Below are 25,606 nucleotides of genomic sequence, written 5' to 3' on the forward strand. Positions count from 1 at the left end.
CCGCTTGCCTTCTGGAGGGCGAACGGACGCCTCTCCCTTCCTTCGGCGCAACCTGGTGGAGGAACTATTTTCCGCCGCTGGTTTTGTAGAACGTTCTACAAAACCAGCTTTGCATCGCGAAGCAAAATAGCTCCCCCAACCAGGTCCTTCGCTGACGCTTCGGCCGCCAGAGGCGGTGCGCAGCAGGGCAGGGGAGGCGTTGACCGTCGCCACGAAGGCCGCACGGAGCGGCTGAAGATGGAGACACCAAAATGCCCGATACCCACACCGCCACCGCCCGTTTCTGCGACGATGCCGAGCTTTTCGGGTTGCGCCCCGGCGATGACGAGATCGACACCCGGCCGATGCCCGAGGATAACCGCTCGCTGGGTGCTGTCCATGACATGGTTGATGCCGTGGTAGCCACGCTCCAGGGTACGCGCATGGAACCGGACATCGAGGAACTCGTGTCGGGGATCGTGAACATCTTCCATCGCTACGCTGCCCGGCTGGAGGGCCAGTTGGACCGCAACGAACTTGACCAGCGGGCCGCCCAGGAGCGCCAAGATGGGTCGGAGGTCGCTGCCACCGAATTGGAGAAGCTGATCGCCATCGGGCGGACCATGATCGAGCGCCGCAACTGGATGGAGGCCATGCGTGACGAGGCGGCCGAGCTGTTCGAGGTTCACACGGGCAGCGTCTGGCGGCCCCGCACCGGGAGCCAGGTCAACAACAGGCACATGACGGCAGCCTATCTGGACAGCAAGGATTTCATCGCCGCGAGGCGCACGGCCCAGACGCAGACGATGGTTCCGACTGGCACCAGGATCGCCGTGATCGGCGGGCCGGAGTACCAGGATGTCGACGCCTTGTTCAACCGGCTGGATCTGATCCGCAAGCGCTATCCGGACATGGTCCTGCTCCATGGCGGGGCAAAAGGCGCCGAACTGATCGCCGATCGTTGGGCGGCAAACCGCGGCGTGACCCGCATTCCCTTCAAGCCGGACTGGAACCGTCACAAGGGTGCCGCACCCTTCAAGCGCAACGATTTGCTCCTGGCCGAAATGCCCCAGGGCGTTGTGCTCTTCAATGGGGGAGGCGTGATCGGCAACCTGTTCGACGGGTGTCGTCGCCGCGGCATCAGCGTCTGGGACCTGCGCACGGAGGGGGGGGCGTGAAGTCCCCTTATTCCTGCGACCGTCGTCGGTGGTTGGCCGGCGGCCGTGAGCGGCCGATGGGAGGGGCGTGGGCCGCCCCTTCCCATTCCCTACCCCGCCCCGCCGGGGGCGGGAATGTTACTTACGGTCGCCCATCGCTGGCTCCGGGCGCGGCCCCGCGTCCTTCCAAACTGTCTGCGGGGGCGGCGGGGTCGGCATGGGAGGAGGGGGAGGAGGGGAGGGAGATTGGGACATGCTGGTGTTTCTCCTGTTGAGGCATTTGACTTGCTGCACCAGGTCCGGTTCCTAGGCCTTCGATTCCGACAGTGCCTGGATCATCTCCCGCACCTTCCGCCGGCTCACGGGCTTCAGTTCCTTGGCGTTCAGTCCCGTCTGGATCACCCTCACCGGCGGGGGGGGCGGGACCTGCTTCACCAACACCGAGCCGTTCGAGCCTTGGACGGACACGAATGTCCCCTGATGGCGGCGGCCCGTCTTCTTGATTGCGTCCCGGATATGTTCGGACGTGACCGTCCGGCTGGGGTTCTGCTGCTGCGTCGTGACCCGCTGCACCGTCGCTTTCACCTGTTCCGGCGTCACCGCCCTTAACCTCAACCTGTGGACCTTGGCCAACATCTGTCGCAAGCGGCTGAGACGCTGCTGATCTTGATTGTCGGTCATCTTGGTTGCTCCTTGCCAATGCGGCGCGTTCCAGAAAGACAATAGCACAGGCCAGAAGCACTGCCAGCACCACGGCAACGCTGAGAATCAAAAACATCTGGGCACGCCACGCCATCCGGCTCAAATTGGTCAAGCGGACGGTTTGCGTGTAATTCGCCGTATCGATTTGCATGAAAGCTCTGATAACAGCATGGGCTTGCTTCTCCGCTGGTTCAACGGTCCGTGACACGACATCGCGGGCCATGGCTCCCTTCCAGGCTGCCGATGTGCTCTTGAGGGTATCTAGTGCTTTGTGCCGCCGTTCTACGTCGCTGATCGCAGCAGATTTGAGACGTTCCGCTTCGTCTTGGAAATGGCGGGTGAGGCTTTCGGCGTAATCGATCAACTCCGTTTCAGCCATTAATTGGTTCTGCGCCTGTGGGATGGTCGCCCGCCTCATCATCCAAGCGATCGCCAGCACGCAGATGACAATTCCGAAGGCGAGCAAATGCGCTATGATGGACAGCCAGTACCAGTGGGCTGCTGCCAACGGCTTAATAGTCAGCCCCAAAAGCGCGAGAAGGGCACCGATCGCTGTTGCAAAAAGTGGCAAGCTGCGGACAACGTTCTCTTCCTGATCCACTTCGCGCTTCAGGTTATCAGCCAGGACCTTGTCGATGTACTCGGCCATGTGCGGCCGTAGTACCTTGGCGTCGGCTCGGGGAGCGCGCGATGGCACTCCCTTACCTCTCTTGAACTGCAGTAGGGTCTTTATCGTCAATAGGTTTAAGGCAAGAACCATTTGATGACCCTTCTGCGCGCTATGGCAGTGCAGATCATAGAATATTGGCATCAGGGACGTCACCGCCCTTCTGGGCGGTGATCGCGGCGCCGGCGCCGCGACCTGCGGTACCAGTCCTAAGGGTCCAGCGCGCCCCTTCGGGACACCCTAGACCCCAAGGACTGCCAAGCCCCGGCAAAGCCGGGTCTCGGGCTGGCGCGTAGGGCAGGCGGGCCGTGCGGGTCGGTGGTCAGATAATCTTAGGGGCCAGAGCCGGCGTCGATGTCGATCCCGGCGAGGTTCTGAGCCCGCTCCAGCTCATCCAACTCCCGAAGCACCAGATCCCGGATGAAAACAGTTTTCCTACCGGGGCCGGCAACCTTGTCCAGCCGCTCCTTGGTGCCGGGTGGCAAGGGAAGCAAAAGCCTCTCCGTCTGCGTGCGTGGCTTGGCCATGCGCCTTCATAACCGCACGACGTCTGCGGGTGCAACTACCATGTAAGACAAAGGCTTACAGCTCTCTGGCCGGGGTGGTGCTGGTGTTTACGATATATACCGTATTGTCAATAATCGCCTTAACGGTATATATCGTAAGCGTCTAGACGGCGATCTTCGCATATCCTGTTCCGGGCGCTACCAGCCCCACCCTGGAGGTTCCAACCCAATGCAGACCGAAGCACGTTTCTGCCCGACCTGTGGCCAGACACTGACCCACGACAAGATGTTGAACACTTCGTTGGGGCCTGTGCCGGCCAGCGCATTGCGACCGCTGGGCAACCAGCAACTCTCGCCGCGTCAGCGCCAGATCTTGGGCCTGATGGCCCAGGGGCTGCCCAACAGGGCGATCGGAGACGCCATGGACATCACAGAGGGCACCGTTAAGATCCAGATTACCGCCATCTTTAAGGCTCTGGGCGTGAAGAACCGGACGCAAGCAATTGCCATGGCGCCCACGGTCGCCTCTACCCCTGTCAAGGCACCAGAGGAATGAAGGAAGTCCCTCTGCCCTTGGGATATGGGCCAGCACGCGTCCGTCACCGCAAGGAGGTAGACGCCCGGCCAGAGGCGATTGATCTCCATCAGGCGGTGGTGGCCCTGCGCCATAGCGGGAAGGCCGTCTATCGATCCGGTGCGAACCACAAGGTCGATGGTGCAGTGCTCACCTATCAAGAGCTGCTGCGGCTGCATGCGGCAATCCCCCCGAAGGACGCCCACCGTCGGCAGCCGCGGACATCCACGCCGCCGGGGGCACCGGTGCCAGGGGCCAGTCGGCAGCTCAGCCTCTTCGGGTAGAGTTGGAGGGCAGTCAGGGAGGAGGTGACCCCTTCCTGGAGTGAGAGAGATGGACTGTCAGCTTCCCATCACAATGATCGACTTGGCCAAGAACGCGGCCCCCGATCGCATGACCGACGATCAACTCCTCATGGAGATGGCATTCGCCCTTGGGATCGACGCCGGCCCCTGCCAGACGCTGGGTGACCTCTGGGGAATGTTTTCAGCGACGGATCTCCAGCTCGTTCTCGCCGGCTTCACAGCGGCAGATGTTGCACGGGTCCGCCTGCTCCAGACAGTTTGTCGGCGGGTGAGGGTCCGCGAACTGGTTGGCAAACCGGTGCTGTCATCCTGGCAGAAGCTGCTGGACTATGTCGCCCTGGCTTATGCCGGCCAAACGGTCGAAAGTTTTCGCGTCCTGTTCCTCGACCGCAAGAACCGGCTCATGCTCGACAAGGAAGTTCAGCGTGGTACGGTCGACCACACTCCCTGCTACCCTCGCGAGCTTGCTCGGTTATCGCTGCTCGTAGAATGCGCTGCCGTGATCCTGGTTCATAATCATCCAAGTGGGGCGCCAGACCCAAGCCGGGCCGATATCGACATGACGCGCTCTGTAGATGCCGCTCTGAAGGCATTGGGGATTGTTCTCCATGACCACATCATCGTTGGGGCTGGTGGGGCCTATACCAGCTTCAAATCGTCCGGCTTGCTATGATGGGGGCCGGGCAATGAGGCAAGATGCGCCATCGCCGCTGCCACTTCTCCGTATTGGGGACGCGGTGGAGGTTTACAGCTTCGGCGTTCACCCGGGCGTGATCACAGGCTTCGCACCAGTCGTCACCATCCAGGGTCGCACCATTTCGCGCACCGGCTGGGTCCGCGTTCATCTCCAGGATGGCCGCATATGGAACGGCACTGTCTCCGATGTCGCCCCTGTAGAGGGTGGGTTGCCACCGTTTTGATTGTCGAACGTTCGACATAACGTAGACAGGAACATTGTTATGAACCGGATCGTCATCACGATGGACGGTGGGCTGATCCAGCATATCTGCTCGGATCGCCCTGGGGACATCCAGGTCATTATCGTCGACTTTGACGTGCAGGGCACCGAGGAGAAAACGGTGCGTGTGAATTTCTCCGATGGAGCCAGCGAAGAGGCGCTGGTCTCGATCTATCCGGTTGAGGTTGGAGACACCTGGTTGGATACGGCTCAGGTTCTGGCGTCCGCCGAGGGAGGGCTATCCGGTGAGTAAAGACGAAACCGGGCCAGCCGCTCGCACCATAATGCGCAGTTCCCGCCGGGACGTGCGAAACCCCGTCCTGCGGCTGCCTGCAACGCTGGGAATGATCGAAGAGATCCCGCCAGACATCCGCCGTCAGCTGGGAACCCTCTTGCGCCAACTCGCCGACCAAGCCGCCGCCGAAGGTGAAAAATGCTGGCGCGGCGGGAAGGCGATGATGGGTGCCTATTGGCGGGTGGTTGCCGTCTATTCGAAACACATCGCGCATGCCATCGATCCCCGCAGCACCGTGAGAAAGGTCGGACACGATGTATCTACACTGTAGACACCGGCGCCTATATGGTTGTATCGTCAATGTAGATACGGCCTTGGAGGAAATGATGCATGCGTCCCTTGCCCAGTGGGGCAACAGCCTCGCGATCCGGATTCCGAAAGCAGTCGCTGAGCAGTTGAACCTGTCGGCGGGAAGCGACGTCAACATGGAGGTGTCAGGGGCTGGGCTCGTGATCACGGCCGCGCGGCCGCGCTATACGCTGGAAGAACTGGTGGCCTTGATGACGCCGGAGAATTTGCCGGATGAAACCTTTGACGTGAGGCCAGTGGGCGCGGAGGTGGTTGAATGGGACCCCAAGTGAAGACCACCGTTGATCGGGGCGATCTGATTTGGATTGACTTCGACCCTCAAGCGGGAAGCGAACAGGCTGGTCGTCGTCCTGCTCTGGTAATCTCCCCGCGGGTCTATAATTCCAAGAGCCGTGTCATCATCGTTTGTCCGATCACCACCAAGGTGAAGGGATTTCCGTTCGAGGTCATGTTGCCCGCCGGTGCAGCCGTCAAGGGCGCAGTACTGGCCGACCACATCAAGAGCATGGACCATGCGGCACGTGATTTGGAACTGATCGGCAGGGCGCCGCAGAGTGTCGTAGACGAGGTGCTGGCGCGGGTGGCACCGCTGGTGAGCTGAGGCTGGGCTGCATCATTGTCGAACGTTCGACAATGATGCTTCGCTAGGGATGTGAGGAAGACATGCCGCAGTTGCTATTGGAAGCGCACTATTTCGCGGTGTCGGTCGCCGAGCGTAATGCGGCAAATGCCGCCGGAAACGCCCTCCCTGTCGGCGTGCTGCGGTTCGCGCACTCTGCTGGTGGTCATAGGCACTGGCTGGAGGAAGATGTGTATGTATCGGGTAAGCGCGAGGCCAGAAAGATCGTGGCTGAACGTGGCGCAAAGGCATGGAATTTCTGAAATCATCCCCGAATGTCGGAAAGATCATGACCAGTAATCTCCCGCCTATCCGCCAGGATCTGTCACCGGCCATGGTCGCCGCCCTAATCAGCTATGCTGAGGGACGCCCTTGGCATCATCTGTCGGGGCGATCCATGCACGGGGGTGCATCTGGCACCGTGTACGGCTTGTCACGTCGGGGCCTGTTCGACCCAACTAAATACGAGCTTACCCCCGACGGCTGGATGGAGGCGCATGCGCTGGTCGCGCATCGTAACCAGCGCCGGCAGTCGCGCTGACCGTTTCCACCAGTTAGGTCTTGAGGTCGAAGCGGTAGGAGACACCGTCCTTCTCGCGCGTGATCGCGCCCTTCTTCAGATCCTTCAGTGCGAAGGTGTCCGAGAAGGCGACATATCTTGGATCCTTCGACGGATCAGGATAGGGCACCAGGGCCTGAAACCGTAACTCGATCTTGCCGCCGGTGATGCGTGCGGCCAAGGCGCGGCTTCCCTCGCAGTCCAGCGTCTTCCGCCAGGTCGGCCCGTCGAAAGCCGTGTCCTGCATCATCACATGGATGGCAGGGGAGACGGAGACGGTCACGCGGTAGTCATAAAGGTCGACCTTCGCTCCGGCCGTCGGAACGGGCTTATCCTTGGTCTCGCATGCTTCCTTCAGCAGCGCCCGCTCTGCTGGCACCGCATCTATCTCACTGCCACCGTAGGCGGGGTTGGCCAGGGACAGTGCGGTCGCTGTGATTGCCAGAACGAGCAGATGCTTCATGGTTCCCCCAAGAGGTAAGCGCCAACCTTCTAACCGCACTGTGGGAGCCCTGCAACAGGCACTGCCGACAGGGTAAGAGTACGGTCGGATCTGGCATAACGGTCGCGACAGTGGCGTTGGTCAATATATGTCCAGGGCCTGGAGTTTCATAGGATCGCTCGTTTGCCTAAAGCGGCACGGAACATCCAGAAACCCCAAGATCAACTGGGCGTTATAATATTGCAGTGCATGAACCAGATCATGCCCCGTCGTGCTGACCGAATAACCGATCGGCTCACCACACCACCGCGCTTCATGGATGAGCTCATTGCGAAGGCCGCTGAGGACAGTTGCGTCGCCTGCGCCGAACGCAGTCGGCATCGGCGATCCATATTTCTGGCCGAGCACTCCTGGGCGCCTGCCATGTGGACTGCGATTATTGAGGCTGCCGAACGCCGGATCAGTGAGGCACGTCAGCCTATAGATGTTATCCATCACCGTGTATTGCCAAGCGAAGCGGTCATGCTGTTGACGGTAGGAATGCGCCGTCAAATGCCAGTGTATTGCTGAGAATGCGAGGGATCGGACCTCTGGCGGCTGTGGCAGCCAAAAGTTCAATGCATGTCTCAGAACCACGAGGATATCCCGTTTATCTGCATAGAATGGGCTCAGAGTTCGTTCCTTCCACGGGGTGGCCATGAGATGTCCGGTTCCCTGCGGGGTGAGTTTCAGGCCGAGACAGAAGCCCAGCACCAACACGAGAAAATCGCCCTGGTCGGCGTCATAGGCATGGCCCGTAACAGTGAGACAGTGAGTGACCGGGAGCTCAAACCGGTCGCAGGGCAAGCATGTGCCTTCAGTCATGGAGTGCAAAATAGGTGGGTGGAACCATTTAGGGCCAAGGGATTCGGCAACTCGCACCTCTTCGACCGCCTGTGTGAATCTCTGGACGGGTCTGATTTCAAATAGTTCATCCCCGAAATCCGTATTGCTATCCCACCAACCAAAAAGGTAGCGGGCCTGCGGAATCAATGTTTCTTCCATTATGTCGCTGTTGGTCATGTTGAACACCGTGGCTGGCTATGTAGATGTTCTCGTTAACCTACAAGAACTTTCGTAAGGTGCAATAACCATTGTTTACTCGTTCAAAAATAGGACAAAATGGACGAGTTCTCGCACTTTTTGTGTTTATATCAATTGGTTACGAGAGGACAGAAACGGCATGTTGACCTGTGTCGGCTGACGGTCGAGATTTGCCTCGTCCCCACCCACGCGGGCAGATGGTTGTGGGAAGGAACTCGGTCACATTCCCTCAAGCGGCTAGATTCCGGTTGAGCGCATTGAGGCTTCGCTTGGCTTGCAGGAGCGTGATGGACGTTCGTCGGTCGTCGGTCGTCGGTCGTCGGTCGTCGTCGGCCGGCTGCCGGTAACCGGGGAAACTGCCTGCGATTGTAGCGGCCCGGTCCTCGTGCTGGCTCGGGGTGAAGATTGCTCGCGACCGGCGTGGATGATTGGGAGCCGCGGGCCGTCATTACCCCTGCAACAGTGGTAGCCGTTGGCATGGGAGCATTGGCCTGGTTCTGGCAACACCGACGCCGCCGTGGCCCTTTTCGACTATGCGCCATTCTGTCGGATAACCATCGCGTCGGACGGCAGGCCCAGCCCCGCACCCCTTCGCATGGCTTGCAGCCAAGCGGGCGTGCAGGCCCGGCCCGCTACGACGCAATGGTCATCCGCCATCCTGCCGCATGACGTCGGGGCACGCGGCGACGCTGGTGTCGCCAGAACCCAGGAGAAGCTCCATGTCCACAATCATCGGCACCATTCGCAAGACCGAAGACGGCAGCTATCGCGGCAACCTCAAGACCCTCACCGTTCGGGCGGAAATCGACATCGTTCCCGTAGACAATCCCGGCCCCAACGGCCCCCACTTCCGCATCTTCGCGGGCACCGGTTTCGAGGCCGGCGCGGTCTGGCGCAAAACCTCCCGAACCAACGGCACCACCTACCTGTCCTTCAAGCTGGATGCACCGGAGCTTCCCCAGACGCTCTATGGCAACCTGGGACGCCAGCCCGGCCAGGATGATGAGGACGTGCTGTGCCTCATCTGGTCCCGCGACTGACCTCTCGCGCGGGGCCGGCCGCCAGGTCGGCCCCGTGCCTCCATTCGCCGGCGCCGGCCAGGTCGTCGTGCAGGACCTGGACGCTCGGTGCGGCCGAACTGAAGCACGCGGCGTCGGCGTTGGTGCAAATGCTTGCGCAGCAGAGGGGCGGAGTGTGAGCGAGGGAAGCGGCCGCCTCAATGATGCGCGGTGCCCCCAATTTTGCCGCAAGCGACAAAATCGGCTCCCCCACGCCCCGCTACGCGGCGCCTTCGGCGTCATTGACCCGGCCGCTTCCCCCGCCCGCCGGCTGGCCCATCTACAACTTCAGCAGATGGACAACACCATGTTCGCGGAAACGACCACGTATAGCGTCCTCGATCTTGGCCTGACCGATCAGGAGCTTCTGGCACACATGGCGGCGCGGCGCGCGGCTGCTTCTATACGTGCCCGCCGTCCTCGCTCCCCGGAGTATGAGGCCGAACTGTTGGCCGACCTCGACAAGATCGAGGCCAGTTGGGGGCGCTGAGCCCCCTCTTCCAAGCCGCCACCTGCTCTCTCGGAGCGGGTGGCGGTTGCTTGCGCTCTTTTGGTGGGGTTGAGAACAAAAACAGAACATCGTATGGTCACCGTTCCGCGGCGTGGTTAGGCCGCATTTGCCGGCGTGCTGATCATGGACCAGGTCGAAGGAACGGATGGGGCGGGCGGAGAAGAGGAAATCCGCGCCCTGAAGGATAAGGTGGAGCGTCTGTTCTGGCAGGCGGCCGCCGCCGAACGATTGCTGGACGGCGTTTTGCGGCGGATGGGCGTTGACCAGGCGGCCATTACCCGTGTTCATCAGGCGCAGAGCATGGACCTTGTCCACGGAATTGGTGCCGCCAATCTGGTGCATGAATGGTTGACCGGCGAAAGCCTCTGGAGCCAGTACGAGGACAGCATGTGCGGACGATACGCGATCACCGCTGCACCCAGCGATCTGCGGGCCCTGTTCGGGACGTCAAACCCGCTGGTCAATTTCGATCCGAATTACAACGCCGCGCCCACCCAGGCCCTGCCGGTGGTCCGTCTGCATCCTAAGGACGGCACGCGGCACCTGGACTTGCTGCAATGGGGCTTCGTACCGTCCTGGGCCGATCCGGCCAATCGGGGGCCGCAGCCGACCAACGCCAGGGCGGAGACGCTCCTGGAGAAGCCCATGTTCCGGAACCCGTTCCAGCGTGGCCAGCGGTGTTTGGTACCGATGAACGCCTTCTACGAGTGGAAGAAGCTGGGGAACGTCAAACAGCCCTACGCCTTTGCCCTACGGGGTCGGGAGCCTTTCGCCGTGGCGGGCCTGTGGGAGTGGAAGAAGCTCGCAGGAAACGAGGTTCTGCGGTCGTTCACCGTCATCACCGGCAAGCCGAATGAACTGGTCCAGGATGTTCACGATCGGATGCCGATGATACTGCCTGAAAGCGCTTGGTCCACCTGGCTGGGCGAGATCCCGAACGCCATGCCGGACAGCGTGTTGAAGACCTTGCCGGCCGAACTGATGCAGGCCTGGAAGGTGGATGTGAAGGTCGGGTCCGTGAAGAACAACAGCCCCGATCTTCTGGAACCTTTGCCGGAATAGTCGGATAGGGCAGGGCCTGGAACACAGAGGGCAACAGGGAGTATGGGGGGCCGCCCCGCCAGGGCGGGGCAACCTGCGTCTCCTTCGGAGCCGCAGGTTGTCCGAACGGTACCAGTTCTAAGGGTCCAGCGCGGCCTATGGGCCGCGCCAGACCCTAAGAACTGCCGAGCCCCGCAAGCGGGTCTCGGGCTATCGCGTAGGGTTCGGACGGGGGGCTGCTCCCGGCCGCAGTGCCGGCCGGTGCCCATCGGCCTGCGGGACGCGCGTTATTCGCTGGCGGCCGCCTGGTTCTGCCCCACCTCCACCAGCTCACCCGTCGTGACGGGGAGGGATGGGGCCTGGATGAGAAAATAGTTCACGCAGAAAATCCGGATCGCTCCTGTCAGGGAGGCAGCACCCCGCTTGACGTCCAGCACGTCCAGCACGTCGGTGAGTGACCGTTTCTCGGTTTTCACGATCAGCTCAATGGCATCCCAGAACGCTGGCTCCAGTCGCAACGAAGTTCGCTGACCGCCAATGTGGATATTCCGAATAATTGTTTTCTGCGTCAGGTCGGTTTCCTGAAACAGCGGGTGGGCCGGGGGAGGGGAGGACGACGGTGTTGGCTTGCGGAGCGGCGGCATAGTCTAGAAACGCGAGTTATTAATTATAAATACATATCATTGCGCGAGACACGATGCCATGGCTGAGAAGCCAAGTTTCTTCGTTGGCGCTGCCCAGCTGGTGCTGAGAAGCGGTGTCGGGCTGACGCCCGACGAGATGTTCGTCGTCATTTTCGGAGCCTGCCGTCGCTCGCGTGGATGCGCTGGCGGAGAGGGGGGCGGAAAATGCCGGTCAGGCAGCGCGGCCGCGTCCGTCGCAGGTCCTCCGGCCCCGCGCCAGCCGCACCCGAGCCACCCTCCCTTTCCCATTTGCCGCCCCCCTCTCCGCCAGCGCTTTAAAATCCACGCGACGGCAGGCTCCGAAAATGAAGCAAACACCCCATTGATAGCCATTTCTCGCTACGCTCGAATGTCATCAAATAAATGCTCTGGCTCACCAAAAATGAGAGCATTTGTCATGCCAAGTTGTGAGGTAATATTACTTTTCTTGATGTTTTTAATTGCTTCTCTCTTTATTGGTGTTTTGTTATAGTAATCGTGTTGGTGTTCTCTAGTTGATGGTGTTTTCGTTGCTGCTGGATATTCGATTTTCTCTCGCGGTTGGCGATGTCGTCGACATCTTGAACGAGCGCGACCCGCGTGCCGGCAGAGGCTGGGTAATCACCCACATTGATGGCGATCTGGCGCTCATGCAGCGCCATCCAGACTTCCAGTGCTGCTCAGGCCCAGGGATCGGGCGTCATGTCCGGGACCTCGCACCAACCAGATACAGACACATGCGCCAGGTCGATCCAGCCGATCTCCTGGCCGAACATGGGGGTGGTGATCATGGCATTCAGTGATCCTGAATTATCCGACTTAGCAGCGCAGGCCCGTGAAAACGCCCTGCATGTCTGCGCTCATCTGTTTCCCAACGGATATGTGGCCGGTCGCAGCTTCTGCGTCGGCAACATCGCGGGCGATGCCGGCGACAGCCTGAAGGTCAACTTGGCCAAGGGGCGGTTTCGGGACTATGCCGACGATACCTGCAACGGCGACATCCTCAACCTGGTGCATCTTGCCAGCGGCGGGCATGATTGGTCGCGCACGAAGCAGCGTCTGCGCGAGATCCTGCGCCTGCCGGTGCCGGAGGAGTTCCGGGCCAAGCCCAAGGGACCCGTCAAGTCCACGGCGGAGCTGCAGGCTTTGGCCCAGAGGATCTGGCGCGGCGCCCGCAACCTGCGCAACACCCTGGCGGCGCGGTATCTCCTGCGCCGTGGCGTTGGCCGGCACCTCTCCAACCTGGCTTTCGACGCCAGCTGCTGGTGGGGATGGTGGCAAAAGACCCGTCCGGGCGAAAAGGGTGTCCAGCACACGGGCAGGGGGCCGGCGCTCATTGCCCGCTTCCAGGACCTGCACGGGCGGTTCGCCGGCATCCACCGGATCTATCTGAGCGAGGACGGTGGTAAGGCCGACATGCCCGATCCGAAGATGTCGCTCGGCGACCTCTATGGAGCCGCCTGCCGCTTGCAGGGCCGGGACGTCCGGGTGCTGTTCACCACCGAGGCGGTGGAGGACGGCGCTGCTGTGGCCACGCCCTTGCCGGAGCTGGCCGTCTGGGCCGCTTCGTCGGCCGGGCACCTGGGCGAGATGGATATTCCCGTCGGCACCAGGATCCTGCTCGTCGGTGCTGACAACGACAAAGCTGGCGATGCCGCATTTGAGCGCCTCGTCGAACGGCTCCAGGACCGGGATGGTCTTGTCATCGTTCGGGCCCGGCCGGTGCTGAAGGATTGGAACGAGGACCTGCTCAAGCTCGGCCCGCAGGCCGTCGCCGCGCGGATCCGCAGCCTCTACCGGCACCTGGTGCAAGAAGAGGCCGATACCGCTGGCGCCAGCTGGTGGAGCCGCTGGCGCAGCCCCGTCCAGGCACTGGCCTAAACTCCCGTTCGCATCCTTTCTCTCGGAGTATCCACATGTCCGACCAGCCCAGCATCGCCGTCAGCGACATCCCAGAAGCCGAGGTGGCTGCCGCCCTCACCTTTGCCATGGACTTTATGGGCGAGTTCGAAGACGACACGGAACAGCAGGGTGTCGCCGCCGCCCTGGCCAAGCTCCGTGCGGCTCGCGATCAGGGCTATCGCCTGATCCGGGCAGCCTGACCAGGCTAGGAGACCCGCTATGTCCCGGTCCTCCCTGATGAGCGTCCTTACGGTCGGCTGGCTCAACCCATATACCCAGCCTCCGGCTGATACGGACACTATCGATGGCCGGCTCGTCTGGACCTGCACCGTGCTGGATCGCGCCTATGAGCGCGCCGTCCAGGAAGAGCACAGGCCGAAGGTGAGGCCTGGGTCCGGCTGGAACTACGGGTGGACGTGCATTTACCCCGAGCCGCGGCGGTGGTCGGCAGAGCGCAAGGCGGCCACGCGGCGCCAGAACCTTCGCCGGCGTCTGCAACAGCGGTTCCCGCTGTTCGCCGCCGAACTGGAGGAGCGCGAGCTTGGCCGGCGACCGTACTACTACGATCCCCTCTGCATCGAGGCGGGCACCGACCTGCGACCGGTCAACCGGCAGCTCGGTCACAACGGCGGCCCGCCGCTCCATTGACCTTTCAGCACCTTCATGCAACGAGCAATGAACATGAGCTATCGCGACCTAACCGATGAAGAACACGACGCCATAGAGGCCTTCGCCGACGAACATGGCCGGCGCTGGAAGGACACGCTGGTGATGACGTTCTGGTACAATGCCCGCCTCTGGCAGGGGCCGGCGCCGACCATGGGCGCCACCCTGCACGCGCTCCGCAATGAGTTCGGGAACGGCTGGCTCTACAAGCACTTCGTCCCGCGCGCCGGGAGCCCCGCCGACGAGAAGCCCACAAGGGAGCAACTGAAAGCCCTCCAGGAGATCCGGGGCGGCGCCGTGCGGAAGGTGAAGCATGGCCAGCACCGGTTCCTGATCACGGGCCCTGCGAACCCGTCGCTCGTCGGACGCGTCGTCGCTCTGCGGTGGGCCCGGTGGCCTAAGGGCCCCTTTGCCGAGCAGGTCTGTGAACTGTCCGAAGTCGGCATCCGCGTGCTGGAGAAACACCAGCTGGCAGGCGACGACACTGTCAGCAACGCCGCTGGCTCCGCTCCGCGCCAACGGCGGGCGGTTGCCGCATGACGATGCCGATCGGTGCGATGCGGTCGTGCCGACACTGACCAGATTCTGGCCACCAGCACATCGGTTGGTGGTTACCGATACACCTCTCGGCAGCACCCTGAGCCCAAAGGATCTGGGTAGCTGACCGCGATCTCTCCGCCCGCTGTCGGCACAGCCGGCCGGGCGCCCTGACGCACGCCATACCATCACGAGGTTTATTATGCCGCGCTTGGCAGCTTGCGCGAACGCCCTTCTGCGCCCCGTTGACGCCCCAGTAGGCCTTGAACCGGTGGTGGTCGCCTACGGCGGCGGCGTCGATAGCACGGCCCTCCTGGTCGGGCTCCACAAATGCGGCCGCCAGGTCGACCTGATCCTGTTCGCGGACACCGGCTCGGAGAAGCCACAGACCTATGCCTATCTCGACATCATGGACGGGTGGCTGATCCAGCGTGGCATGCCCGCAATCACGCGGGTCAAGCGCAACAGCCCACGTGCCGGTGACACCAGTCTGCATGGCGAGTGCCTGCGGAAGTCGGTTCTGCCCAGCCTCGCCTACGGCAGGCACAGCTGTTCGCTGAAGTGGAAGGTCGACCCGCAATGGGCCTTCTGCCGCCGGCATTTCGGTTGGCATTCCCGCCGCCAGACATGGGCCCACGGCCCATCCATCACAAAGATGATCGGCTACAATGCCGGTCCCAAGGACGCGAAGCGGATACGCAACGCCGTCGGCAAGTGGCCTCCCGGCCACCGGTACGAATACCCGCTGGTCGAGTGGGGCTGGGACCGCCAGCGCTGCGAGGACGAGATCCGGGCGGCTGGTCTGCCGGTGCCCTTGAAGTCCGCGTGCTTTATGTGCCCGGCCAGCAAGGAGCCGGAGGTTGTGTGGTTGCAGGGCAATCATCCTGACCTGGCGGCGATCGCGATGGAGATGGAGGAGAGGGCGCATCGGCAACACAGGATCATCCCGCGGAGAAGGACCAGTGGGCGTTGGTGATCTGGTTTTGGCGGTGGGGAAGGGGCCTTCCTGGCCTGCGGCCGGGTCCAAGATGTGGCCACAGAGCCTATCATCGAAGCCGTCGGGCTGGTGGCTTCTCCAGATAGAAGCGCCTGCCGGCGCCGGATGCTAAGGGGCTTCGCCCCTGGCGCGCAGAAGGGACAAGCGCCGGCTGCGCCGTCGTCGCCGGAGAGGTATCCCCAGCTCTCACTTCGCTACGCTCCGTTGCGAGCCGACCGGCACGCCGGCCGCCCTTCGGGTGGGTGATCCCCCTCCTCTCCGGCGATCCCTTCCACTTGCCTCCCCGCCTCGCCGGCTGGCAGCCGCCGGTGCATGCGCATCGGCAGCAATTAAAGGAAAGGAAGCCAGAAATGATCAACACCAGCAGCAACCGCGAGCTTATCAACGGCACGCCCGAGTTCTACCGTGCAAGGGCTGTCGCGTTTGCTCTGATCGGTGAACTGGAAGCCCAGGATGATCGGAACTTCCAGTTCGCATTGCTGGAGGCTCGTGACAGCCAAGTGGTGCGGGACATCCTTCAGGCGCAGGGACGGCTGTCGTTGCTGTCGCCTTGCTTTGACATCGAGGACGAAGAGGTCGAAGAGGATGGCGACTTCGACATCCTGAAGCAACGTTACACGCGCCGCTTCTACAGCAAGGCGCACGGTGGGATCGTGACGGTTACGGTCTCCACCTGCTCCGACTGTGAAGGGTCGAGCTACGAGCGCACGACGACGCTCAACGGGTTCTGTCATGACGTCGATGGGCCTGCCAGGACCGTTCGGAAGAACTACCACATCCCCGAGGAAAAGCACCTCAATGAGGACTACGTGCAGCACTTCCTTTACGGCCTTCTTCGGAGCACAGTCGAGGATACCGCTGCTCTCTGTGCGCGCCTTACCGAGAGCGAGGCACGCTATTTCGGGTGGGATGATCGTGGCGACCTGGAAGCCGCTTAAGGAGCACCTGGGACCCGGCGAATGAATGTAGCGGACAGTTGGTTCCGATGAGAAAAGGCCCCCGCGCAAAGCGGGGGCCTTTATCATTTGGGTCGATGGTGCGACGATAAGCCGTCACATCACGATGCGGGAACCTGCTTCACCAGGTCCTTCGCGGCATCAATGATCCGGCTCAATTGAGCATCGTTGATACCCAGCAGGCCCGCCGCCTCAAATGCCTTTCCAATCTCCGTCACACGTCGTTCCTTGAGCTCCCGCCGCCGGGCGGCAAGGTCAGCTTCCTGACGGTCGAGTGCCGCCAGTTCCTCAAGGACGGACGGGGAGCCGGGACGTTTGCGCTGAGGGGCCATTGTGAAATCCTTCGTGTGATTGGATGGCGGAAGCTATCACCCGACAACGCTGAGTTCCACTTCATTGCGGCTGTGTGGCGGCACCGTGGGCGGGGAGGGGCTCGCTGCGCCCCTCCCCTGCATCCCCACCCGCCGGGGGGTGAAGTATCCTCTCTCTGACTTCCGATGGTGTCGCGCATTCCGGTCAGCGTCAATGATGCACGGTACCCCCAGTTTTTTCCGCAAGCGAAAAAAATCGGCTCCCCCGCGCCCCGCTCCGCGGCGCCTTCGGCGTCATTGACCCTGCCCGGCCTGCGTGAAGCGCAAAGCCGGCGGGAGTGGGTAACTGCTCCTTGCCGGCTTTTCGCGTCAGAGGAACCGGCGCCCGGCGGCGACCCTGGGGCCCCGGCCTTCGGCCACCCCGCGGCCCGCCCTGCCGGGCTCCCACGATGAAAGCTCGGCATCACGGCTTCTGCGAACGATGCCCGCCCACATACCCACAGGGCGACGCGGTCTCCCTATGGATATGTGGACGGCCAATGGTGCGGATGGCATCGACGGTCTGCTCCAGCGGCTGGGCGAGCCGAACGACCGCGATGATATCCACAGGCCGCCCGCGCGCCGACTTCGTCGCCACACGGACGGGATCTAGCCCGCCCGTCCGTGCACGCGGAGAGGGCGTTCGGACGGGCTAGATCCCTGCGGCCTGTGGATATCATCGCGGTCTATACCAAGGTGCGCTGGAGATCGCAGGCAACCGACGCCGTTGAGACGGAATTGCATCCACACGGCTGGTATGGCGTGGGGAACGGGACCGCTTCGCCTTCTGCGGAACCGATCCCAGGCGTCAATGAATCCCAGGGGCGCCGGCTGCCCCATACCCCGCCCATCTCACGCTGGAAAGCGGCCGGGGACGGATGGGTGAGCGAGTGAAACCATGAGAGGGATTAGCCTACGGGTTATGGGTTTTTTCACACCTGATGCAGCTTTGCTGCGGATAACGCACTGTTTTTCCTGGAATAAAACGCAATACAGCGTATGGCGTTCCGTATGGCGCTGTATTGCGTTTTATGCAACCCGCAGAAATGCTAAAAGGTTCGTAATGATCGGTTGAGTTGGTGGAAGACATGTCGGACGGTATCCGGATATCTCGGTCTATCCGAATGACGGATGAAGAGTGGGATGCGGCGGCCGCAAAGGCGAAGACCCTAGGCTACCGTGATACGTCAAGTTGGATCCGCGACCTCATCCTTCGTGGAATTACAGGCGCATATCCGGCCCCTGACGCGAGTACAGGATCGTTCCCGGCAAACCTCGCTGAACGGTTGATGCTGAGGGCGGCTCTCCTGTCCTGGAAGGCGCTGGAATCCGGTCTCACCGAGGACCAAGCGGTAGCAATCCGCCAAGAAGTTGATGATTTGATCCGAAAGCAGAACCTGATCGGAAACGGGGGCGTGAATGGCTAAGAAGGAAGCGGCGGACAAGGCGAGTGGCGTCAAGCACTTCATTCGTGGCGGTCAGGTTACACATCACTCGCTGGCCATGTTCTGGCAGGTCTGCAAGTTCCTGATTTTCATCAGCGTGTGGATCATCGTTGGTGTCGGAATCTACCGGTTCATGGACAACACAGACGCCTATCAACGCAGCGTCGCCCGGTCCTACTTCTATGCCTACTTGCAGCATGACTGGTCGGGAAGCGCGGACGGAATGGTCGGCTTTGTCCGGCCCGATGGTTCGCGCGTGGACGTGGCCGCCCGTGAGCTGCTGACCCATCCGGGCGTGCGCCAGGTAGCCGGTCAAGTGAAGAGTGAACTGATTTCCGCATTCAAGGTAAGTGCCCTCATAGCGGCGCTACTCTGCTGCCTGGTGGCGATCTATTTCACCCTGCGCGGTTCGTCGCTTGCTCGACGTCGCCATTTGCAGGGCAGCCTGCTGGCAGCGTCACCAAAGGCCTTCATGAAGGCTATCAGAAAGCACAATCGCAGCTTCCCGAAGGAGCGGCGGACCCCGGTGGTTCACATCGGTGAACTACCCCTGACCATGGGCGATGAGACGAAGGGTATCGTCTTCATCGGGGCGGTTGGCGTCGGCAAGACGGTAGCCCTGAACCGCCTGCTGGAATGGATCCGCGCCAATGGAGACCGTGCGGTCGTGTATGACAAGATGGGCACCTTCGTCGAGGCGTTCTATGACCCGCAGAAGGATGTCATCCTCAATCCCTTCGACAATCGCTCACCGTCCTGGAACTTGTTTGACGACGTCCTTCTGCCCACAGACTTGATGTCGATTGCCACGGCTTACATGCCGGACAAAAGCCAGGGCGGGGACCCGCTCTGGATCCAAGGTGCCCGCATCCTGTTTGACAAGGTTGGCCAACAGGCCCTGCGTACCAAGGATCCTGACAACAAGTTGCTCATCGACGGCCTTCTGAAGATGCCCATAGACCAGATGGCGAAGCTCCTGAAAGGAACAACGGCATCCTCGCTGGTTGACGCCAAGGCACCGAAGCAGGCGCTTGGCTTTCGTGCAGTTCTGGCAACTTGGCTTGATCCATTGGACCGGCTGCCGATGGACAGGGAACGGTTCAGCATCCGGCGCTGGCTTGAGGCAGACGATGGCGAAGGCTTCCTGTTCCTGCCTTCGCGTGGGGATCTTCACGCCACGATGAGACCATTGATAACGGCTTGGCTGGAGATCATCGTCAACGGGCTGTTGACCCTACCTTCTTCGCCCACGCGGCGCATTTGGATCATCACAGACGAACTGCCAAGCCTGCAGGAGATACCTTCTTATGAGGCACTGACGGCCGAAACGCGGCAGAAGGGTGCTTGTCCCGTTGCCGGAATTCAGAACTTCCCGCAGATGGAGGCGATCTATGGTGAGAAACGGGCAAAGGCAATTTCCGGCAACTGGCGCACGAGGTTCATCTTCTCCACCGGCGATGGCGAGGTGGCGAAATGGTGCTCAGATCAGATCGGCGAAAGGACGGTGTTGGATTACCGTGAGACCGTGACTTACGGGGCTGTTGATTCCCGCGATTCCGTCGCACTGAACGAACAGCGGGAGAAGGAGTTGCTGGCACTTGCTTCCGATATTCAGGATTTGCCCGACGGTCATTGTTACGTCCGTATGCCTCAAGGAATACCCGTCGGGAAGATCGTGATACCGCACAAATCTTATCCTTCGGGAGCCCCCAGTTTCGTGCTGCGGTATGACTTGTTCAAAAAGAAGTCGCTTGCAGAGCGCATGGAGGAGGAGGAGGAGGGACGTGACGGCGGTGAGCAGGTATTGCTCCCCAATAAGGAGGCCCGCCCACCTGGTACCGGTGGTGAGGTGCAGCGGCAGGGTGACTTGTTGAAAGACGACGGGCGGCCAGATTCTGAACCGGAGAGGCGACCTGACGCGCAGTCCCTTCTCAATGATATGGACATCATCTGAGGCATCCAATGCTGTCAGTATCGACACTCAGCTCAAGCGCCCAGGCGGCCAGCTACTACAAGGGCGCTAAGGCTGGCGACTACTACTCCAAAGGTCAGGGCAGCTCCGTCGATACCGAGAGTGGCGGTCCCGATGGCGGGCCATCGTGGGCTGGTATCGGGGCAACCGGTGGCGGCGGACCTCTGACCGGTGCCGAACTGCGCGCGAGCACATGGTATGGTGCCGGCGCCGCCGCTGCGGGCCTTTCTGGACCGGTCGATCAGGACATTTTCCGCTCCGTACTGGAGGGCCAAGTGCCAGGCGGACCGCAGTTAGGTCGTACCGTTCAGGGCCCCGACGGTGCAATGGAGCGCCTCCATGTCCCCGGTATCGACCTAACATTTAGCGCGCCCAAGTCGGTGTCGGTTCTGGCCTTGGTAAAAGGGGATCGGGCCGTTCTTGAGGCCCATGATGAGGCTGTTGCGTCGGCGCTGGCCTACCTGGAGAAGAATGTCCTGGAGACACGCAAGTCGGTCAACGGCGTCATGGAAGTCACGACCGGCCAGGACATGGTGGCTGCCCTGTTCCGGGAGGAGGCAAGCCGGAACCTGGAGCCCCAACTGCACACGCACGCCGTCGTTGCGAACATGGTTCGGGACGCGGATGGCAGCTGGAGAAGCCTGCATAATCCATCGATCTATTCAAACAAGATGCTGGTCGGCCAGATCTATCGATCACATCTTGCGAAGTCGCTGACGGCGTTGGGATATGGGGTGGAGCGAACCAGCGACGATGGGCTGTTCGAGGTCACCGGCGTGCCTAAGGAGCTATGCGAGACATTCAGCACGAGGCGCCAGGAGATCAAGGCGCAGCTGAAGGCTTGGGGACGGGCTGATGCCACGGCCGCCGCGAATGCCGCTGTCGCGACACGTCGGGCAAAGCAGTCTGTCGGACCGGATCGGCTCATGGAGGCTTGGCAGCTTATCACCAACAAGCTGGGCTACGAACTGGATCAGCTTGGCCGGACGCAAGACCAGGGAGCGGAGACGGTGGCCACCGTCACGCCGATTCCAACAATGAATACAAAGGCGCCAACCTTCCTCTCGAAAGTGACGTCAGCGATGACGGCGCTGGTTGCACGGTGGCGTGCCGCCCTGGGTGCATCGGCTGAGCATTCCATATCTGACCCGCTTGCTCTCGATGCCGGCATCCGACGCGACACGGCAATGGATGCGGTGCTTTACGGATTGGCGGATCTTAGCGAACGCAGCAGCGTGTTCAGCTTAAGCAACCTGAAGGCGGCTGTCCTCAGCTCTGGGCTGGGGAAATTCTCGTTGCATGACATCGACCAGGCCGTTGCCACCCTCACGGAGAATAGCGTCATCTTGCCGGCCGTTCATCCCGAGATGGCCAAGGCGGGAATGATTACGACCGGAGCGGCGCTGGAGACGGAGCGGGAGACCTTGCGCCTCATTGACGAGGGCAGGGGGGCGGTATCACCGCTGGCGTCGTCCGAGGGCGCCAGCTCAATCCTGGATAACGCCGGTATCTCCGGGGAAGCCCGAACCGCTGCCCAGGTGATCGCCGGCAGCAAAGATCGGTTCGTCGGGCTGCAAGGGTGGGCGGGAACCGGCAAGACGACGCTCTTCCAGGCTGTACAGGCTGTCGCGGAGGGTCACGGCAAGCAAGTCCTGGCGCTGGCGCCGCAGACGTCCATGGTCCGGCGCCTTGAAGAAGACGGCTTCGATGCCCGCACAGTTGCAAGTTTCCTGACCAAGTTCGGTGGCGTGGTAGCAGGGCGGTATTCCGCAGCGGGCCTCAGGGAAATGCGGGGGCGGATGAAGGACGTCGTTCTGCTTGTGGATGAGGCGGGGAGGCTATCGACGGCGCAGATGCGAGACCTTAACCGAGTGGCGACGGCGTTGCAGATCCCGCGTGTCGTTTACGCCGGCGACATCAGGCAGCTCGGTGCCATTGAAGCAGGTGCGCCGTTCGAGCAGGCGCAGGGCGCCGGGATGACCACGGCCACCTTGACGGAGATCCGGCGACAACAGACGCCTGAGACCCGAGACGCTGTCTATGCGTCCATCGATGGCAACGTGGCGCGCGCCTTCCGCCTTCTTGGAGAGGGCCGGATCGTCGAGGCGAACGCCGACGTGACCGGTTTGAAAGGTGCAGCGGTGGGTGCCGCCATCCGCAATGCTGTTGCGACCGCTACGGTCGCGAGCTGGGCCGATCTGTCACCGGAAGAGAGAGCCACCTCTGTCGTAATTGCTCCGTCAAATGCCACCCGAAGCGCCGTCACGTCGGGGATGCGCGAAGTGCTGAAGCAGGAGGGCCAACTTCTCGGGGTGGAGCGCACGATCGGCGTGCTGGCCAACACCAACACCACGAAGGTACGGACCCGTGTCGCCGACAACTATGCCGTCGGCCAGGTCGTGCGCTTCACACGTCCAATCCGAAGCTTGGGCATCGCGGCCGGCGACCATCTGGAGGTGCTGCGGGTTGATGCGCAGACAAATCAGATCCAGCTCCAGACAAAGGACGGCACTACAGTCAGTTGGGATCCAGACGGGGTGGAGGTGCGTCGGGGTGAAGCAGTGCAGATCTACGAACGGCGCGAGCTGGCCCTGATGGCAGGGGACAAGATCCGCTGGACGGTCAAGGATGCCGGCCGGAAGATCGATGGCGGTGCTACGGGCAGCGTTGAGCAGATCGATGACAGGATGGCCACCGTCCGCCTTCAGGATGGCCGACTAGTGTCCCTGGACCACTCTGCCGGCGAGTTGCGGCACATCGATCACGACCATGTTCAGACGACTTTCCGGGCCCAGGGGCTGACAGCGGGTCGCGCCATCATTGCGATCAACAGCCGTGAACGCTTCCTCAACTCCATCCGGAGTTTCTATGTCAACCTTTCGCGCGCGCGCATGGATCTTCGCCTGGTCGTTGACGACCGACATGCGGCCATAAGGTCCATCCTTGCCAATACGGGCGACAAGGCCACCGCCTTGGCAAGCCAGGAGCGTCTGGAGGTGCCCGAGGTTCCCCGGTCGTCATTGCCGCCGGCGTTGGAATATGCCATCGCCCATCTGGCGGAACGCGAAGCAGTATTCAGCCGCGGCGATGTGCTGAAGGCGGCAATGCAAGCTGGCTTTGGCAGCCACAATGTCGATGAAATTGAACAAGCAGTGGAGCTTGCGGAAAAGCAGGGGACACTGATCCCTGCCGGCAACCCCCATGCGTCGGGCAAGGCGCGGAGCAACGAACGCTACTTCACCACCCCGGAAGCCCTTGTAGCGGAAAAGGCGGCCGTGGATCACATCCGACGGGGCAAGGGCGCCGTCGCGCCCCTGCTGGACCAGACGGCGCGGACTGATCTCCTGGCCCGACACCCGCTCAACGCCGAACAGTCTGAGGCCGCTACCTTCCTGTTGGCCACGCCTGACAGGTTTGTGGCCGTACAAGGGCTCGCCGGCGTCGGGAAGACGACAATGACCCGGGCAGTGGTCGACGGTATCCGGTTGGCGGGAAGCCAGGTGTTGGGGCTGGCGCCATCCACCGCTGCGGTCAAGGAATTGTCGGACGGTGCCGGCATCAATGCGGAAACCCTGGAATCGTTCCTGCAGGAGTTTGGCTACGTTGCCAGGGGGGAGGCGTCGCCGGCACAGTTGGAAGGCCTGAGGGACGAATTCGGGCGGACGGTCATCATCGTGGATGAGGGCTCCATGGAGTCCAATCGGCAGATGGCCGACCTGGTGCGGATCGTCGAGGCGGTCGGAGCGCGATCAATCACCTTGGGCGACGTGAAGCAACTCCGGAGCGTGGAGGCCGGCAGGCCTTTCGACATCATGCAGCGTTCCGGGATGGCCACCGTCTATATGACGGACATCCAGCGCCAGACGGAGGAGGACCTGCGGAGCGGCGTCTATGCGGCGTCGGAAGGGAAGGTGGCCCTGGCATTGGCTAAAGTCGGGGCGGACAACATCATCCAGGTCGGCACCGAGGAAGAGCCGGCCTCCCGATTGAGTATCGCCAGCCGGATTGCCGCCGACTGGCTGGACCTGCCCCAGGCGGATCGAGCCGTGGGCAAGGTCATGATCGTGGCGCCAGCGCGCTTCACGCGCGACGCGATCAACCACGAGATTCACGAGGGGCTTACGGCGAAAGGTGAGATTGGCGCTCAGCAGGCCACCGTGATGGCGTTCAGAAACAAGTCGTTCACCCGGGCACAATCTACCTTGGCGTCGAACTATCAGGCCGGCGATGTGGTTCGCTTCGTAACCGGCCTCGGCGGTGCCGCCATCCGCAAGGATGAATATCTCACCGTCGTTCGTGTCAACCAAGCGGCCGGGACCGTCAGCCTACGGCATGGCGATCGGGTGATTGATTGGAAGCCAGGCGATGCCAACCATCGCGCCAAGGTGGCCGTATACGAGGTGGTGCAGAGGCAGATCGGAGCCGGTGAGCGCATTCGATGGACCAACAACGACAAGGTCGCAGGCACCGTCAATGGCCGGCGTGCAGACGTGGTGGAAGTCGATGGCCGAACCGTCCATATCCGCTTTGAAGATGGTCGGATCGGGCAGTTCGACGTCAACGACGCGGCGCTGCGCCACATGGATTACGATTACGCGCGCACGGTCTATGCATCGCAGGGAGGAACGACTACCGCTGTCTGGGGAGCACTGGCGACCGCGGATAACAAACTCGCCAACCAGCAATCGTTCTATGTCGTGCTGTCGCGGGCCCGCGTTCAGGCCAAGCTCTATGTCGATGATCTCAAGGGGCTCACCAAGCTGCTGGAGGCGCAAACAGGTGTAGCCAGCTCAGCGTTGATGGGCGTTGGCCATCCACTCGCTCGGGAGAATGATATTCTGGATCGGTGGATCGGAGGAATGGCGGGTCCTCAGGCCGGCCTCGGGCGGACCCCGCCAATGCAGGGGCCGCAGGCGGGTCCCACGGCAGCGCCGGTTCCGCATGGCGCGGGTGCCACCCCGACCAGCACCCCGCAGCATTATCATGACATCGAGCTCAGCTTGTGATGGGGGTGGGGCCGGGGAAAAGATACTGGGTGAGCAGTATGGCTATTCTGCTGCTGTTGCCCACGACGTCGGTCGCCAAGGACCTCGCTGGTCGGCCCAGGGTCCTGGACGGTGATACGGTGGTCCTGGAAGGCACCAAGGTGAAGCTCCATGACATCGATGCGCCGGAGCGTGACCAATGGTGTCTCAGCCCCACGTCCGCACGGTATCCCTGCGGCGAGCACGCAGCCCGAGCCTTGTTCCAGGCAATTGGAACCGGTGACGTCCGATGCCAGAGCCGCGGCACTGACCGGTACGGTCGTATGCTGGGGGTCTGCTTTACAGCGGCGGCTTGAATCTGAATTCGTG

The 25,606-nt window shown here is 61.9% G+C and carries 29 protein-coding genes; 22 read left to right on the forward strand and 7 right to left on the reverse strand.

Going from position 1 to position 25,606, the window contains the following annotated elements; genetic code table 11:
* Positions 1–251: 251 nt before the first annotated feature.
* Positions 252–1,157: a DUF2493 domain-containing protein gene (locus tag AC1Q7F_RS30030; protein WP_492512239.1), complete on the forward strand. Its 906-nt coding sequence runs from the start codon at positions 252–254 to the stop codon at positions 1,155–1,157.
* 121 nt (positions 1,158–1,278) lie between these two features.
* On the opposite strand, the gene AC1Q7F_RS30035 is transcribed toward AC1Q7F_RS30030, so the two are convergent.
* Together AC1Q7F_RS30035 and AC1Q7F_RS30040 are read right to left on the reverse strand one after the other, a co-directional pair.
* Positions 1,279–2,487: a hypothetical protein gene (locus tag AC1Q7F_RS30035; RefSeq protein WP_492512240.1), complete on the reverse strand. Its 1,209-nt coding sequence runs from the start codon at positions 2,485–2,487 to the stop codon at positions 1,279–1,281.
* Between the two features lie 350 nt (positions 2,488–2,837).
* On the reverse strand, positions 2,838–3,032 hold the full coding sequence (locus AC1Q7F_RS30040; RefSeq protein WP_492512241.1) for a hypothetical protein: 195 nt from the start codon (positions 3,030–3,032) through the stop codon (positions 2,838–2,840).
* A 208-nt stretch (positions 3,033–3,240) separates the two neighbouring features.
* On the opposite strand from AC1Q7F_RS30040, the gene AC1Q7F_RS30045 reads away from it, so the two are divergent.
* The 8 genes from AC1Q7F_RS30045 (at position 3,241) to AC1Q7F_RS30080 (ending at position 6,612) form a co-directional block, all read left to right on the forward strand.
* Positions 3,241–3,567 (forward strand): helix-turn-helix domain-containing protein, encoded by a 327-nt coding sequence (locus tag AC1Q7F_RS30045; protein WP_492512242.1) that lies wholly within the window; start codon positions 3,241–3,243, stop codon positions 3,565–3,567.
* 351 nt (positions 3,568–3,918) lie between these two features.
* Entirely contained in the window at positions 3,919–4,563 is a 645-nt protein-coding gene (locus tag AC1Q7F_RS30050) for a JAB domain-containing protein (protein ID WP_492512243.1), read from the forward strand.
* 286 nt (positions 4,564–4,849) lie between these two features.
* Positions 4,850–5,101: a hypothetical protein gene (locus tag AC1Q7F_RS30055; RefSeq protein ID WP_492512244.1), complete on the forward strand. Its 252-nt coding sequence runs from the start codon at positions 4,850–4,852 to the stop codon at positions 5,099–5,101.
* Between the two features lie 91 nt (positions 5,102–5,192).
* Positions 5,193–5,414, forward strand: a complete 222-nt coding sequence (locus AC1Q7F_RS30060) for a hypothetical protein (RefSeq protein ID WP_492512245.1) — start codon at positions 5,193–5,195, stop codon at positions 5,412–5,414.
* A gap of 55 nt (positions 5,415–5,469) precedes the next feature.
* Positions 5,470–5,724, forward strand: coding sequence for an AbrB/MazE/SpoVT family DNA-binding domain-containing protein (locus AC1Q7F_RS30065; RefSeq protein WP_492512246.1), 255 nt, complete (start codon positions 5,470–5,472; stop codon positions 5,722–5,724).
* The gene (locus AC1Q7F_RS30070) at positions 5,721–6,053 is read left to right on the forward strand and encodes a type II toxin-antitoxin system PemK/MazF family toxin (RefSeq protein ID WP_298333609.1); all 333 of its coding nucleotides are present in this window, start codon (positions 5,721–5,723) and stop codon (positions 6,051–6,053) included. The genes AC1Q7F_RS30065 and AC1Q7F_RS30070 overlap by 4 nt, the downstream gene beginning before the upstream one ends.
* Positions 6,054–6,115: 62 nt before the next feature.
* Positions 6,116–6,334 (forward strand): hypothetical protein, encoded by a 219-nt coding sequence (locus AC1Q7F_RS30075; protein WP_298326093.1) that lies wholly within the window; start codon positions 6,116–6,118, stop codon positions 6,332–6,334.
* Positions 6,322–6,612 carry a hypothetical protein gene (locus AC1Q7F_RS30080; protein ID WP_492512247.1) on the forward strand — a complete coding sequence of 97 codons (291 nt, stop codon included), beginning with the start codon at positions 6,322–6,324 and terminating at the stop codon, positions 6,610–6,612. Before AC1Q7F_RS30075 ends, AC1Q7F_RS30080 begins: the two co-directional genes overlap by 13 nt.
* Before the next feature lie 13 nt (positions 6,613–6,625).
* On the opposite strand, the gene AC1Q7F_RS30085 is transcribed toward AC1Q7F_RS30080, so the two are convergent.
* Together AC1Q7F_RS30085 and AC1Q7F_RS30090 are read right to left on the reverse strand one after the other, a co-directional pair.
* Entirely contained in the window at positions 6,626–7,093 is a 468-nt protein-coding gene (locus tag AC1Q7F_RS30085) for a hypothetical protein (RefSeq protein WP_492512248.1), read from the reverse strand.
* Positions 7,094–7,213: 120 nt separating this feature from the next.
* On the reverse strand, positions 7,214–8,134 hold the full coding sequence (locus AC1Q7F_RS30090; protein WP_492512249.1) for a hypothetical protein: 921 nt from the start codon (positions 8,132–8,134) through the stop codon (positions 7,214–7,216).
* Positions 8,135–8,874: 740 nt separating this feature from the next.
* Here AC1Q7F_RS30090 and AC1Q7F_RS30095 point away from each other — a divergent pair.
* The 3 genes from AC1Q7F_RS30095 to AC1Q7F_RS30105 all read left to right on the forward strand — a co-directional run bounded on the left by AC1Q7F_RS30095 (position 8,875) and on the right by AC1Q7F_RS30105 (position 10,786).
* A complete protein-coding gene (locus AC1Q7F_RS30095; protein ID WP_492512250.1) occupies positions 8,875–9,195 on the forward strand; it encodes a DUF736 domain-containing protein in 321 nt (106 codons plus the stop codon).
* 154 nt (positions 9,196–9,349) lie between these two features.
* Entirely contained in the window at positions 9,350–9,703 is a 354-nt protein-coding gene (locus AC1Q7F_RS30100) for a hypothetical protein (protein WP_492512251.1), read from the forward strand.
* Between the two features lie 144 nt (positions 9,704–9,847).
* Complete coding sequence (locus AC1Q7F_RS30105; RefSeq protein ID WP_492512252.1) at positions 9,848–10,786, forward strand: SOS response-associated peptidase; 939 nt, start codon at positions 9,848–9,850, stop codon at positions 10,784–10,786.
* 266 nt (positions 10,787–11,052) lie between these two features.
* Here the strand turns inward: AC1Q7F_RS30105 and AC1Q7F_RS30110 are convergent, their stop codons facing one another.
* Together AC1Q7F_RS30110 and AC1Q7F_RS30115 are read right to left on the reverse strand one after the other, a co-directional pair.
* Positions 11,053–11,409 carry a ribbon-helix-helix domain-containing protein gene (locus AC1Q7F_RS30110; RefSeq protein WP_492512253.1) on the reverse strand — a complete coding sequence of 119 codons (357 nt, stop codon included), beginning with the start codon at positions 11,407–11,409 and terminating at the stop codon, positions 11,053–11,055.
* 491 nt (positions 11,410–11,900) lie between these two features.
* Positions 11,901–12,089, reverse strand: coding sequence for a hypothetical protein (locus AC1Q7F_RS30115; RefSeq protein ID WP_492512254.1), 189 nt, complete (start codon positions 12,087–12,089; stop codon positions 11,901–11,903).
* A gap of 127 nt (positions 12,090–12,216) precedes the next feature.
* On the opposite strand from AC1Q7F_RS30115, the gene AC1Q7F_RS30120 reads away from it, so the two are divergent.
* The 6 genes from AC1Q7F_RS30120 (at position 12,217) to AC1Q7F_RS30145 (ending at position 16,467) form a co-directional block, all read left to right on the forward strand.
* Complete coding sequence (locus tag AC1Q7F_RS30120; RefSeq protein WP_492512255.1) at positions 12,217–13,308, forward strand: DUF7146 domain-containing protein; 1,092 nt, start codon at positions 12,217–12,219, stop codon at positions 13,306–13,308.
* Positions 13,309–13,343: 35 nt separating this feature from the next.
* Positions 13,344–13,529, forward strand: a complete 186-nt coding sequence (locus tag AC1Q7F_RS30125; protein ID WP_054168947.1) for a hypothetical protein — start codon at positions 13,344–13,346, stop codon at positions 13,527–13,529.
* 19 nt (positions 13,530–13,548) lie between these two features.
* Positions 13,549–13,977, forward strand: a complete 429-nt coding sequence (locus tag AC1Q7F_RS30130) for a hypothetical protein (protein WP_492512256.1) — start codon at positions 13,549–13,551, stop codon at positions 13,975–13,977.
* 33 nt (positions 13,978–14,010) lie between these two features.
* The gene (locus tag AC1Q7F_RS30135) at positions 14,011–14,535 is read left to right on the forward strand and encodes a hypothetical protein (RefSeq protein WP_492512257.1); all 525 of its coding nucleotides are present in this window, start codon (positions 14,011–14,013) and stop codon (positions 14,533–14,535) included.
* Between the two features lie 271 nt (positions 14,536–14,806).
* Complete coding sequence (locus AC1Q7F_RS30140; protein WP_492512258.1) at positions 14,807–15,508, forward strand: adenine nucleotide alpha hydrolase family protein; 702 nt, start codon at positions 14,807–14,809, stop codon at positions 15,506–15,508.
* A 371-nt stretch (positions 15,509–15,879) separates the two neighbouring features.
* Entirely contained in the window at positions 15,880–16,467 is a 588-nt protein-coding gene (locus tag AC1Q7F_RS30145; RefSeq protein WP_492512259.1) for a hypothetical protein, read from the forward strand.
* Positions 16,468–16,586: 119 nt separating this feature from the next.
* Here AC1Q7F_RS30145 and AC1Q7F_RS30150 read toward each other — a convergent pair whose 3' ends face one another.
* Entirely contained in the window at positions 16,587–16,817 is a 231-nt protein-coding gene (locus tag AC1Q7F_RS30150; RefSeq protein WP_492512260.1) for a DUF6437 family protein, read from the reverse strand.
* 1,106 nt (positions 16,818–17,923) lie between these two features.
* On the opposite strand from AC1Q7F_RS30150, the gene AC1Q7F_RS30155 reads away from it, so the two are divergent.
* From AC1Q7F_RS30155 to AC1Q7F_RS30170, 4 genes are read left to right on the forward strand one after another with little or no spacing between them, the layout of a single operon-like run.
* Positions 17,924–18,262, forward strand: a complete 339-nt coding sequence (locus AC1Q7F_RS30155; RefSeq protein WP_492512261.1) for a hypothetical protein — start codon at positions 17,924–17,926, stop codon at positions 18,260–18,262.
* The gene (locus tag AC1Q7F_RS30160) at positions 18,255–20,234 is read left to right on the forward strand and encodes a type IV secretion system DNA-binding domain-containing protein (protein WP_492512262.1); all 1,980 of its coding nucleotides are present in this window, start codon (positions 18,255–18,257) and stop codon (positions 20,232–20,234) included. The genes AC1Q7F_RS30155 and AC1Q7F_RS30160 overlap by 8 nt, the downstream gene beginning before the upstream one ends.
* A gap of 8 nt (positions 20,235–20,242) precedes the next feature.
* A complete protein-coding gene (mobF, locus tag AC1Q7F_RS30165; protein ID WP_492512263.1) occupies positions 20,243–25,258 on the forward strand; it encodes a MobF family relaxase in 5,016 nt (1,671 codons plus the stop codon).
* 38 nt (positions 25,259–25,296) lie between these two features.
* Positions 25,297–25,593 carry a thermonuclease family protein gene (locus AC1Q7F_RS30170; RefSeq protein ID WP_492512264.1) on the forward strand — a complete coding sequence of 99 codons (297 nt, stop codon included), beginning with the start codon at positions 25,297–25,299 and terminating at the stop codon, positions 25,591–25,593.
* The last annotated feature ends 13 nt before the right edge of the window (positions 25,594–25,606 follow it).

This window comes from Niveispirillum sp. GW835-FHT14G11, assembly GCF_058793615.1.